Below are 12,916 nucleotides of genomic sequence, written 5' to 3' on the forward strand. Positions count from 1 at the left end.
AGTTTACCGCAAAAAATAAATAAAAAAAGACCGCTTGTCTAACAACAAGCGGTCGGATTTATTAAAAATATTGCAAATTATAATACGTTCACACAGTTTAAGTCTTCGAAAGATTGCTCTAAGCGTTTAGACATAGACTCTTCCATTTTACGTAACCAAACACGTGGATCGTAGTATTTTTTATTTGGTGCATCAGGGCCTGTCGGGTTGCCTAATTGACCTTGTAAGTACGCTTCGTTTGCTTTGTAGAATTGAAGGATACCATCCCACGCTGCCCATTGAGTATCGGTATCAATGTTCATTTTGATTGCACCGTAGCTGATTGCTTCACGGATCTCTTCACGAGAAGAACCTGAACCACCGTGGAATACGAAGTCTAATGATTTCGCAGGTAAACCACGCTCTTTAGAAACATACTCTTGTGAAGCCCCTAAAATAGACGGTTTTAATTTCACATTACCCGGTTTGTAAACACCGTGTACGTTACCAAATGCCGCTGCAATAGTGAAACGTGGGCTGATTGGGCTTAATTGGTCATAAACATATAACACTTCTGATGGTTGAGTGTAAAGTTTAGACTCATCCACATCTGAGTTATCTACGCCATCTTCTTCACCACCGGTTACACCGATTTCAATTTCAAGGGTCATACCGATTTTATCCATACGTGCTAGATATTCACGGCAGATTTCCATATTTTCTTCAATTGGCTCTTCAGATAAATCGATCATGTGTGAAGAAAATAATGGGCGACCGGTTTCTGCAAAGTGTTTTTCGCCTGCTTCTAATAAGCCGTCAATCCAAGGAAGTAAGTTTTTCGCTGCATGGTCTGTATGAAGAATAACAGGCACACCGTATTCAACCGCTAATTGGTGAACGTGTTTCGCACCTGCAATCGCACCTAATACATCAGGACGAGCACCTGAGGTAGGTTTAATACCTTTACCGGCATAGAATTGTGCACCACCGTTTGAGAATTGAACAATTACCGGTGATTTAACACGTGCGGCAGTTTCTAATACTGCATTTACAGAGTCAGAACCTACACAGTTTACTGCAGGAATTGCGAAGTTGTGTTCTTTAGCGTAAGCGAAAACTTTTTGTACGTCGTCGCCTGTTACCACGCCCGGTTTTACGATGTTTAATAATGACATTTTTGCTTCCTATTTATATAAAATAAAATGATTTAAAAGCGGTCAAAATTGCAAATTTTTACTGAAATCCAACCGCTTGTAGTGCTCTATTAGCCGTTTGCACGTTTTTCTAAAATTTCAACTGCCGGCAATACTTTACCTTCAACAAACTCTAAGAAAGCACCGCCACCGGTTGAAATATAAGAAATTTTATCTTTGATGCCGAATAAGTCGATAGCTGCTAAAGTATCACCACCACCTGCGATAGAGAAAGCACCGTTTGCTGTTGCTTCTGCGATTGCATTTGAAATCACTTCAGTACCTTTACGGAAGTTAGGGAATTCAAATACACCTACTGGACCGTTCCAAAGAATGGTTTTCGAATTACGGATAATTTCTGCTAATTGCTCTGCTGATTTTTCACCAATATCAAAAATTGACTCATCTGCTTGAACTTCGTTCACCGCTTTTTCAGTTGCCGGTGCAGTTTCAGAGAATTCCGTACCAACACGCACATCAACAGGCACAGGAATATTTGTTACTTGTGCTAAACGTTTTGCTTCAGGGATTAAATCTTCTTCGTATAATGATTTACCTACCGCGTGGCCTTCTGCTGCGATAAAGGTATTTGCGATACCGCCACCTACAATTAATTGGTCGGCAATTTTTGAAAGGGAATCTAGAACAGTTAATTTAGTTGAAACTTTTGAACCACCAACAATCGCGAGCATCGGGCGTTGTGGTTCTTTTAATGCTTTACCTAAAGCATCCAATTCGGCCGCTAATAATGGACCGGCACAAGCAACAGGCGCATATTCTGCTACACCATAGGTTGAACCTTCTGCACGGTGAGCAGTACCAAAAGCGTCCATTACAAATACGTCACAAAGTGCAGCATATTTTTTCGCAAGTTCCGGATCGTTTTTCTTTTCACCTTTATTAATACGTACATTTTCAAGTACAACAATTTCATTTTCTTTGACATCAACGCCGTCTAAGTAATCACGTACTAAACGTACCGGAACACCTAAATCTGAGGCATTTAGATAATCTACCACAGGTTGTAAAGAATTTGCTTCTTCAAAAACGCCTTCCGTTGGGCGACCTAAGTGAGAAGTTACCATCACTTTAGCCCCTTTTTGTAAGGCTAATTTTAAGGTTGGAATGGTTGCTACAATACGCGCATCCGATGTCACTTTGCCATCTTTTACCGGCACGTTAAGATCAGCACGAATAAATAAGCGTTTACCCGCTAAATCAAGGTCAGCCATTTTAATAACAGACATAGTTTGTTCCTCTTTAATAAATGTTTAAAAGTGATAACGGTTGGATTATATCAGCTTATAATCATTTTGGGGGTAACTTAGATCAAATAAATTATGAATTTTTATCAAAAAAGAAAGCTGTTTGACTTATTATTCAAACAGCTTTACTCAACTAAAATTTTAAAGTGAATTAAAGAAAATCACTAAGATAATAAGTGGGATCACGAAGCGGACGTAATTAAACCAGATATTCGTTAAAGTTTTACCCGCTCCCAGCTCCTCTTTAGCTTCATCTTTTAAGACAAAGCCGACAAAAATAGCGCTACCTAAGGCAGTCAAAATAAAGAGAATATTTCCACTAATATAGTCAAAAGCATCAAAAATACCTTTACCCATAATTTGCACCTCTTTTAAAACATTATCACTAAGAGCGGAAGGAATATTACCCAATACGAAGATCGTCGCTAATGTTAAAAAGATAGCTTTTTTGCGGCTAATATTCGCTTTCTCTTGTAATGAGGTAATAATCACTTCATAAATCGTTAATGAAGTGGTTAAAGCTGCGACTACCAACAAGCTAAAGAAAATAATTGCAAAAACTGTTCCGCCCCACATATTCGAGAATACAATAGGTAAACTTTGGAATACTAAAGTCGGGCCAGAATTTGGTGCCACCCCAAAACTAAACAAGGACGGGAAAATCATAAAACCGGCAAGTACCGCAATCACAGTATTCATTATGCCTGTAATGGTTGCCGTTTTAACTAAATTTTCATTTTTATCCAAATAGCTTGAAAGTGTAATCAATACCCCAAATCCTAAACTTAATGCAAAGAATACCTGACCTAGTACAAACACAAATAGCTTAGGCGTAATTTTAGAAAAATCAGGCATTAAATAAAATGAAATACCCTCAGCTGCACCCGGCAAAGTCACATTTCGGATCACCATAATAATCAGGAAAATGAATAAAATCGGCATCAGATATTTGACCGAGCGCTCAATACCATCCACAATCCCTTTCACTAAAATAAAGTAATTTACCAGCACAAATAAAGCCGTATATCCAATAATAGTTGCAGGGCTGTTAAAAATACTTTGCTGGAAAAATTGGTAAGTTGTTTCTACTGTGATTGGAGTAGAAAGATCTAAGCTCCCTGTTAACAGACTGCCGATATAATTCAGCACCCAACCACCAAGTACCATATAGTAGGCCAAAATACCAAAGGAACCGAGTAACCCCATATAGCCTAAAATCTTCCAAGCTGAGGCAATTTTTTTACCATTGGCTTCTCCGCCGAAAGCATCTACCGCATTAACACGCATGCGACGTCCAATAACATTTTCAACCAAAATCATCGGAATACCGATAACAATCATAGCGATACAAAATAAGAAAACATAAGCACCACCTCCATTTTCACCAACTAAATAGGGAAAACGCCAAGTTGCACCAAAACCAACAGTTGCCCCTGCAACCGTCATAATATACGCCAATCTATTTGACCAGGATTGACGCTCTTCCTTTTGATTTGCCATTTCATACTCCAGAGGCTAAATAAAAATAAAGCTTGTTGCCAATACAGCAAGCGGTAATTTTTTTAGAAAAATTTGCTAATAGTTAAATAAAAAGTGCGAATAACTCGCCCACTTTGATTCTTGAATCTGCCTTCTGCCCAATAGAACGCTGTACCTGAATAGACTGCATTTGTGCAGACTGATAAATTTGGCGAGTAAATTCCGTATCATGATTAGAGATTAAAACAGGAATGCCCTGCTCTTTCATTTCAAAAGCTAACTGAGCCAAACGCATTTGTTGCGTCAAACTAAACCCTCCTCCGGCATATTGGGTAAAATTAGTTTCCTGCTTTAAAGGCGCATAGGGAGGATCGCAATAGATAACACAATCATTCGGTGATTGTTTAATCTGCTCAAACACCTGCTCAAAATCCGCACAAACAAACTCCGCTTTCTGAGCTTTTTCTGCAAAAAAACGCAACTCTTTTTCTGGGAAATAATGCGTTTTATAACGCCCAAACGGCACGTTATAGCCCTGTTTTTTATTATAACGACACAACCCGTTATAACCAAAACGATTTAAATAGAGAAAAATCACTGAGCGACGAAAACTATCTTTTGAACGATTAAATTCCGCACGACGTGCTTTATAAAAGGCTTCTGTATTTGCTTTAGGGTGTAAAAAAAGTAATTTCGTATGAGCAATATATTGCTCTACATCACCTTTTATTACATTGAAAAGATTGATTAAATCAGGATTAACATCAGCTAAAATATAGCGGTCAAAGTCAGTATTTAGAAAAACCGAACCCGCACCGACAAAAGGCTCAACTAAACAAGCCTTTTTCGGCAAATGGGTTTGGATATCTGATATTAAGCGATATTTACCGCCTGCCCATTTTAAAAAGGCTCTATGTTTAGGATGATTCATGAACAGATAAAATTAACGCTGGGTAAAACGCTCAATAGATGCCAACACTTGTGCTTCAGTTGCTTTTGCCGAAACATAAGCTTGACCAAGCGATTTCAATAAAATTAAACGTAATTGACCACTCAACACTTTTTTATCACGCCACATATAAGGCAAATATTCCACAGGCTCCATGCCGTCAGGAGAAACGGTCGGCAAATTAGATCGTGCCAGTAGCTTTTCCAAACGACCGACATCCTTTTCACTTAAATCACCTAAAATATGAGATAAGGCAGCAGCCTCAAGCATTCCAACAGACACTGCCTCTCCATGAAGCCATACACCATAGCCCATTCTTGCTTCAATAGCATGACCAAAAGTATGACCTAGGTTTAACAACGCACGATCGCCCTTTTCTGTTTCATCACGGGCAACCACATCTGCCTTTAACTGACAGCAACGCTGAATACAATATTCCAAAGCATCTTGTTGTAAATTAACTAAATCATCAATATGCTTTTCCAACCATTCAAAAAACGGCAAGTCAAAAATAGCCCCATATTTAATTACCTCCGCTAATCCTGCACTCACTTCACGCTTTGCTAAAGTGTGCAAAGTATCAGTATCTACAATAACTGAAACCGGCTGGTAAAATGCACCAATCATATTTTTGCCAAGGGGATGATTCACCGCTGTTTTTCCACCCACAGATGAATCTACTTGTGCCAACAAGGTTGTTGGAATCTGGATAAAGCGGATGCCTCGCTGGTAAGAAGCTGCTGCAAAACCCGCTACATCGCCAATCACGCCACCCCCTAATGCAATAAGAGTAGTATCTCGGTTGTGATTTTTTTCTAAAAGCGCGGTAAAAATTAAGTTTAATGAGTCTAAGGTTTTATGCTGTTCACCATCAGGAATTAAAACCGAATCAACCTGACAACCTAACTCCGTCAAGGCTTGTGTAACAGTAGCAAGATAGTGAGTTGCAATAGTTGGATTTGAAACCACCATGACTTTATCACCTGCTTTTAATGGGTGATAACTGGCAGGCTCATTTAATAGGCCTGCACCAATTATAATCGGGTAACTGCGTTCTTTTAATTCAACATTTACTTGCAACATATCTTAGCTCCTTTCCTACTCTGTCGCTCTACACTATTGTAAATTATCTATTAAATCGATAATTTGTGTTGCAACTACTTTCGCACTTTGTTCATCCGTATGAATAGTAATGTCGGCAATTTCTTCATAAAGCGGATTACGGATTTTCGCTATCTCTTCTAGCGTTTTACGCGGATCTTCCGTCTTTAATAGAGGACGCTTTTTATCACGTTGGGTTCGCTCAAATTGTTTATCAACCGTCGTTTCTAAATAAACCACAATACCACGGGCAGATAATACATTACGATTATCTTTGGATAATACGGAACCACCACCGGTTGAAAGTACAATACCATGATTTTGCGTTAATTCGTTCAGAATTCGCTCTTCACGTTTACGAAATCCGGCTTCACCTTCAACATCAAAAATCCAATCAATTTCCGCACCAGCTCTTTCCTCAATAACACTATCGGAATCAATAAACTCCATACCTAAAATTTGAGCGAGCTGGCGACCAATAGTGCTTTTACCTGCCCCCATAGGCCCAACTAAAAAAATATTACGTTTTTCAGCCATTATTCTTTCTTCTTTTTAAATTTAATAAACATTTGATTTGTGAAATTAAAAGAAAAAACGACCGCTTGCGACTTACAAGCGGTCTGATTTCTTATAAAATTTGCAATAAAATCTATTTATTGACTAAGGAATATACAAATAATTCACAAATCGCCCAAAATAAAATTGGTGGTTATTATCGCAAGAAATGCCCCTATTTTTCAACTTTTAAGAGTAAATCCCACTATAAATTTATTGTAAACTAAAATAACTCACCACCTTTCAATACACCCGGAGGCGGTAAGCCCAAACGCAATGGTTGCGTTTCCGTAGTAGGTGCTTTTTCCGTATAAGCCCTCTCGATAATATATCTTTTCGTTGGCTCGGTTCCTTTAATAAAAAATTCTTTACGTCCATTGCCTAAAAAACCACTACTAGGATCAATATTTACCTCAATAATATTTTTCGGTAAAGGATCTTTTTTAACCGGTTTATCAGCCAAAGCCACTTTCATGTAACTTGTCCAGGCCGGCAAAGCAGTATTAGAACCCGAAGCATTTTTACCTAAATTTCTTTTATTATCATCAAAACCAACATACACCACTGTTGAAATATCTGCACCAAAACCGGCATACCAAGTAGCTTTAGCATTATTGGTGGTTCCTGTTTTCCCCCCCACATCAGCGCGCTTAATCGAATTTAGCATACGGTAGCTTGTGCCTCGCCAGCCATTTTCCGGCTCACCAGTAATTGCACTTGCTAAAGCACTACGCATTAAAAAGGCCAGTTCACTGCTAATAACATGTGGCGCATAACGAAGTCCTTTAACATGGTGAGATGACTCAGCCATTAAACTTGGAGCGCTCTTTTCACCATTATTCGTTTGCTGTAATTCCGGATCAATCTCAGCATTCTCCTCAGCTAAGTCTTCTTCTTTGGTTAAGGTTACCGGTGCGGTATTTACCTGTGTTTCATCATGAATTTTAACCGAGTCAAAATACTCCGGCTCAGGATAAATAACAGGGTTATCACAGCCAGAGCATGCCACTACAGGATTTGCTTGATATAACTCATAACCTTGAGCATCAATAATTCTGTCAATAATATATGGTTCAATTAAATAACCGCCATTCTCAAAAACAGCATAGGCACGAGCCATTTCAAGCGGAGTAAAAGAAGCAGCCCCTAGCGCTAAAGACTCCGTTGCCAGATATTGACTATGATTAAAGCCAAAACGTTGTAAATAGCCGGCAACATAATCAATACCCGCCATTTGCAATACACGAATCGCTACCATATTTTTTGATTTTCCTAATGCCACCCTTGCCCGTAATGGTCCACCATAAACACCATCAGCATTTTTAGGTCGCCACTCTTTCTGGCCTTTCTTTTTAATGACAATAGGAGAATCACTAATTGTGGTGGATAAGCTTAAACCTTTATTCATTGCAGCTGCATAAATAAATGGTTTAATTGCTGAACCAACTTGCACTAAAGATTGAGTTGCACGGTTAAAACGGCTTTGCTCAAAACTAAATCCACCAACAATCGCTTCAATTGCACCATTTTCGCTATTAATTGAAACTAATGCAGAATTAACTTCCGGAATCTGTCCCAGCACCCACTCTTTATTTTTATTTTGGCGTACCCAAATTTGCTCACCTGCTTTCAATCCTTTACTTGCAAATGAAGAATTTACACGCTTCAAACTATCGCTTTCACCATTAGCCAGCAAAATTGTATATTTTGATTTATCAACTTCAATCACTGCAGCCGGAGTAAAGGGTTCTGATTTTGGCAATTTACTTAGGTGATCGATAATCTTCTCTTCGTCCCAAGCTGAGTTACCTGTCCATAATTTTTCAGCCCCTCTCCAACCGTGACGGCGATCATAATCAATTAAATTCTCACGCAAAGCATCTTGTGCTGCTTTCTGGTCTGCAGAAATGACTGTCGCATACACTTTCAAGCCTTTGTTATATGCGATATTCTCGCCATAGCGCTTAACAATCTCTTGGCGTACCATTTCCGTTACATAGTCAGCTCTAAACTCTAAAGCTGCTCCGTAATAGCTTGCTACCACAGGTTCAGCTTTTGCTTTTTCATATTCTTCTTTAGATATATCCCCGGTCTCTAACATTCGTCCCAATACCACATTGCGACGATCTTCTGCTCGTTTAACCGAATAAAGCGGATTCATGGTAGAAGGCGCTTTCGGTAAACCGGCGATAATTGCAATTTCAGATAGCGTAAGCTCACTTAGCGTTTTATTAAAATAAGTTTTAGCTGCCGCTGCTACACCGTGAGAACGATAGCCTAAATAAATTTTATTAAGGTAAAGTTCTAAAATTTCATCCTTGGTTAAAACCTGTTCAATTTCAAGGGCTAAAATCGCCTCTTTAGCTTTACGTTCTAAGCTTCTTTCAGGCGTAAGAAAAAAGTTTTTTGCTAATTGCTGAGTAATAGTACTTGCACCTTGGGTATCCCCTTGGCTGGTACGCCATAATGCACGCATAATGCCTTTAGGATCGATCCCCTTATGCTCATAAAAACGAGCATCCTCTGTTGCAAGAATGGCTTTACGCAACATTGGCGGAACATCCTCCAATTTCACAGGAATACGACGCTCTTCACCTACCTCACCTATCAATTTACCATCTAAAGTAAAAATCTGCATAGGCTGTTGTAGCTCAACATTCTTTAACGTTGCCACATCCGGCAAATCTGATTTGATGTGCATATACAACAAACCAGCGATTACCCCACCTAAAATGAAGAGCGAAAGTAAAGTACTAAATATTATTTTTGCGATCCGCATCGAAAAAATCTCTTTTGGTTAATGACTAAAAGTAAATATAAAGCCAATATTAAAGCTCTAAGTATAAGCGAAAAACGCTAACTTTGCCCTAATTAATTACAAATATTTACTTATTAAATCAATTATGAAATTACTACAGAAAGTCCCAAAATACTGCTTGCAACCCTATGTTTTAGGGCTAAGTGAAGATGAGCATTACTATTGCTTAGTCAAAAAAGAAACCGAAAAATTCACTGTTTTCTGGCAAAAAAAGCCCTTTGACTTAGCTTACTTTATTCAAATGAATACAAGCGAAAAACTCAATCAACACAGAGAAAAATTGAACCTAATCCGCCCTGTTTCGCACACCTATATTTGGCGAAAAACTGTTTTTCTGCCAAAAACTTTAAATGCAATTCAATTACACCAGCACATTATTCAAATTTTGAAAAATGAGCAACCACTTGCTATTGAAACATTAAATTTTGATTATCAACAATTCTCACTCAGTAATAACAATCTTAATAAAATTGTTATCTATGCATTACGTAAAAGCTATGCAGATAATCTCACTCAAATACCTTGCGTATTAGATTGTGAACTACATTGTTATATCAGAGCAATTTCTTACTTTAAAAATCTAACAGACAAAACTGAATTTCCACCGTTTTGTTTCCAACAAAAAACCGTGCAATTCACTGAAGCCGATATCCGCTTTCTCCCAATAGCACCGGAGAACAGTATCAGAATCGAAGATATTGAAATTTCAGAATCGGAAATAAATAGCATACAAAACAAGCATCTCTATCTGCTGGCTGTAGGAGCAAGTTTATGGAATGGCAAGGTATTGATTTAGCCGGAAACGCACAAAGTAAATGGATATTTACAACATACTATCTGATTAAAAAGATGGCATTGGTGTTATTTTTTCTTATTGGAATAGCTCTATTTCTCATTTTTTATCATTTGCAAAAAAAGCAAGAAATTTACCCGCTTGTAGAGCAATTAAATCAATTACAAACAGAAAGTCACGCTTTAGAAAATAAAATTGCAAATTTACAGAGCCATAATCAAATCTCACTGCCTGTTAGTACAAAAAAAGAGATAGAAAAATTCATAACATTGATTATGCAATTTCCGCTGAAAAAAGGCGGAATCAATACTATTCAACTTTATCATGACAACCGGCTTTATTTAAAAATCAGTGGAAAGATAAGCTCACAAGAAGATTTTCAGGCACTTGATAAATACCTCAAAGAACAACAATTTTTTGAGTTAAAAACGGATCATATTAGTGTTAACAGTAAAAATGAAACTGAATTTATTTTCACCCTTAAATATCAAGGATAAAAAATGGAATTCATCAAGAAAAAACTAATTTATTTATATCTCAATCCACATAAAAACGGATTTATTTTTCTCTCTACCATTATTCATAAAAAGCATATTATATTGATAATATTAACACTTATTTTTCTTACTTACCCAATAATTAACTTGGTAAAAATACACTTCTTGGAAATGGAAACAAAGCAAGAGATAATTAATCAAACCAAAGTTCTTGAACATCAACAAGCAATATATAACACTTTGCTAGAAAAGGAGAAAACACTAAACAATAAAAGCTTTAATTTAACAAATATTAACGAAAACATACAGCAAATTGCTCAGAAAAATCGGCTTCAGATTTATAATCTGCAATGGAATTTAGAAAAAGGAAAAAGTATTGAACTGCAAGTAGTTCATCATAGTTCATCCATTTTTAATTTTATTCAAGAACTCAATCAGATTCCTTATTTAAAATTCAATATGATTTCTCTAACTAAATCTACTCAGGAAAGAAAGCTGGAACTCAATACTATTCTAGTACCTAGTACTAATAAGGAAGAATATGAATAAATATTTCTTATCTATTTTATTACTTTGCTGCAATGCAGTGGCAGATCCTTTTTTTGGCACAACTAACACTACAGAAAATACTCAATTAATAGAGGTAGAAAATGATATTGCAAAAAATAATGAAAATTTAACCGCTTGCAAACCCTCCAAAAATCTATTTTCTATTAATTTACCTACTGAATTTGAAAAACTAAAACTAGTTGGTTTAATAAAAATAGATAACAGTTTTAGAGCATTATTTATTGATGAAAAAGATCAACTTTTTGACTTCAGGGAAAATGAATTAATCAACAATCATCAAATTGAGATAAAAACTATTACACTTAAATCGATTACTTATATTGATTGGAAATTGACTCAACATTGTAATACGCCTTATGAAGTCACCTTAAAATTATAGAGGTTTATATGTCTAAAATTCTCTCATTATTATTGCTTACCCCTTCTCTTGTCTTAGCAAATACATTATCTATTTCATTAAAAAATGCCCCAACACCTGCAATATTGACTTATTTAGCAGAAGAAACCGATAAAAATATTGTATTGGAAGATAATATAGACACTAAAACCACCTTACGTTTAGACAATAAATCTATTGATGAAATATTAAAAACAATAAGTAAAATCAATAAGTTATCATTAAAGCAAGAAAACGACATTGCTTATATTAATAAACAAGAAAATAAGTTAGAAAGTATGCCACCAATCGCTCATTTGCAAAATAATGGGCAAATTCACCCGCTTGCTCCCCCAAAACTTATCACGAAAACGATCAAACTCTATTATGCTAAAGCTTCTGAAATCATAGACTCTTTAACTAAAGGCAGTGGTACATTTCTATCGGAAAACGGCTATATTCATTTTGACGAAAGAAGTAATAGTTTGATTATTAAAGACAGCGAAAAGTCGTTACGAAATATAGAAAAATTAGTAAAAAAACTCGATCATCCAACTGAGCAAATTGCTATAGAGGCCAGAATTGTAACGATTAGCAGCGAGCATCTACAAGAGCTTGGTGTACGCTGGGGTATGTTTTCCTCAAGTCCGGAGCATTATAAATTTGGCGGAAAGCTGGAAGGCAATGGTTTGAACAATATGGCTAACAATTTAAATGTCAATTTCCCAGTAGCAAATGGTGCTTCTGCAGTATTACAAATTGCCTCCATTAATAGCCGTGTACTAGATTTGGAGCTTTCTGCACTTGAGCAAGAAAACAGTGTAGAAATTATTGCAAGCCCACGCCTACTCACTACCAATAAAAAAGCCGCCAGCATTAAGCAAGGTACGGAAATCCCTTATGTAATGTATAACACAAAATCAGAAGCAACTGATGTTGAATTTAAAGAAGCCGTATTAGGACTGGAAGTTACCCCTCACCTTTCCACACAAAATCAGATTTTACTGGATCTGGTTGTAACTCAAAATTCTCCTAATTCGCAATCCGGTAGCAGTGGTTTAATTACCATAGATAAACAAGAATTGAATACACAAGTCTTTGCCAAACACGGAGAAACCATTGTTTTAGGTGGTATTTTCCAACATTTAACCCAAAAAGGAGAAGATAAAGTACCAATTTTAGGCTCAATTCCCTTTATTAAGCGGCTGTTTAGTCAAACACGAGATAAAATCAGTAAACGTGAATTAGTCATTTTCGTTACCCCTTATATTTTACAATCTAGTGAGAAAATCAGTACCATCTCAAAATTAAAATAGCATAAATTTAAGCAAAAAGAGGGGA

General features: G+C 36.8%; 12 protein-coding genes. 5 read left to right on the forward strand and 7 right to left on the reverse strand.

Annotated elements, in window-relative coordinates; all coding sequences use genetic code 11:
- Nucleotides 1–77 precede the first annotated feature (77 nt).
- The 7 genes from fbaA to A4G16_RS06650 all read right to left on the reverse strand — a co-directional run bounded on the left by fbaA (nucleotide 78) and on the right by A4G16_RS06650 (nucleotide 9,300).
- Complete coding sequence (gene fbaA, locus A4G16_RS06620; protein WP_027074148.1) at nucleotides 78–1,154, reverse strand: class II fructose-bisphosphate aldolase; 1,077 nt, start codon at nucleotides 1,152–1,154, stop codon at nucleotides 78–80.
- A gap of 89 nt (nucleotides 1,155–1,243) precedes the next feature.
- Entirely contained in the window at nucleotides 1,244–2,419 is a 1,176-nt protein-coding gene (locus A4G16_RS06625; protein WP_027074147.1) for a phosphoglycerate kinase, read from the reverse strand.
- A 159-nt stretch (nucleotides 2,420–2,578) separates the two neighbouring features.
- On the reverse strand, nucleotides 2,579–3,937 hold the full coding sequence (locus tag A4G16_RS06630) for a sodium-dependent transporter (RefSeq protein ID WP_165889226.1): 1,359 nt from the start codon (nucleotides 3,935–3,937) through the stop codon (nucleotides 2,579–2,581).
- 82 nt (nucleotides 3,938–4,019) lie between these two features.
- A complete protein-coding gene (locus A4G16_RS06635) occupies nucleotides 4,020–4,847 on the reverse strand; it encodes a Dam family site-specific DNA-(adenine-N6)-methyltransferase (RefSeq protein ID WP_165889227.1) in 828 nt (275 codons plus the stop codon).
- Between the two features lie 12 nt (nucleotides 4,848–4,859).
- Nucleotides 4,860–5,948, reverse strand: a complete 1,089-nt coding sequence (gene aroB / locus A4G16_RS06640; RefSeq protein WP_165889228.1) for a 3-dehydroquinate synthase — start codon at nucleotides 5,946–5,948, stop codon at nucleotides 4,860–4,862.
- A 33-nt stretch (nucleotides 5,949–5,981) separates the two neighbouring features.
- Entirely contained in the window at nucleotides 5,982–6,503 is a 522-nt protein-coding gene (gene aroK, locus A4G16_RS06645; RefSeq protein ID WP_027074143.1) for a shikimate kinase AroK, read from the reverse strand.
- Between the two features lie 241 nt (nucleotides 6,504–6,744).
- Nucleotides 6,745–9,300, reverse strand: a complete 2,556-nt coding sequence (locus A4G16_RS06650) for a penicillin-binding protein 1A (RefSeq protein WP_165889229.1) — start codon at nucleotides 9,298–9,300, stop codon at nucleotides 6,745–6,747.
- Nucleotides 9,301–9,424: 124 nt separating this feature from the next.
- On the opposite strand from A4G16_RS06650, the gene A4G16_RS06655 reads away from it, so the two are divergent.
- Genes A4G16_RS06655 through pilQ form a run of 5 tightly spaced genes read left to right on the forward strand, consistent with a single transcriptional unit; the run spans nucleotide 9,425 to nucleotide 12,891 of the window.
- Nucleotides 9,425–10,135, forward strand: a complete 711-nt coding sequence (locus A4G16_RS06655; RefSeq protein ID WP_165889230.1) for a competence protein ComA — start codon at nucleotides 9,425–9,427, stop codon at nucleotides 10,133–10,135.
- Nucleotides 10,111–10,629, forward strand: coding sequence for a hypothetical protein (locus tag A4G16_RS06660; RefSeq protein WP_165889231.1), 519 nt, complete (start codon nucleotides 10,111–10,113; stop codon nucleotides 10,627–10,629). Before A4G16_RS06655 ends, A4G16_RS06660 begins: the two co-directional genes overlap by 25 nt.
- A 3-nt stretch (nucleotides 10,630–10,632) precedes the next feature.
- Nucleotides 10,633–11,178: a hypothetical protein gene (locus tag A4G16_RS06665; protein ID WP_165889232.1), complete on the forward strand. Its 546-nt coding sequence runs from the start codon at nucleotides 10,633–10,635 to the stop codon at nucleotides 11,176–11,178.
- Nucleotides 11,171–11,578, forward strand: a complete 408-nt coding sequence (locus A4G16_RS06670) for a hypothetical protein (RefSeq protein ID WP_165889233.1) — start codon at nucleotides 11,171–11,173, stop codon at nucleotides 11,576–11,578. Before A4G16_RS06665 ends, A4G16_RS06670 begins: the two co-directional genes overlap by 8 nt.
- Before the next feature lie 8 nt (nucleotides 11,579–11,586).
- Nucleotides 11,587–12,891, forward strand: a complete 1,305-nt coding sequence (gene pilQ, locus A4G16_RS06675) for a type IV pilus secretin PilQ (protein ID WP_165889234.1) — start codon at nucleotides 11,587–11,589, stop codon at nucleotides 12,889–12,891.
- Nucleotides 12,892–12,916 lie beyond the last annotated feature (25 nt).

It is taken from the genome of Mannheimia granulomatis, from assembly GCF_011455695.1.
GTDB lineage: Bacteria > Pseudomonadota > Gammaproteobacteria > Enterobacterales > Pasteurellaceae > Mannheimia > Mannheimia granulomatis_A.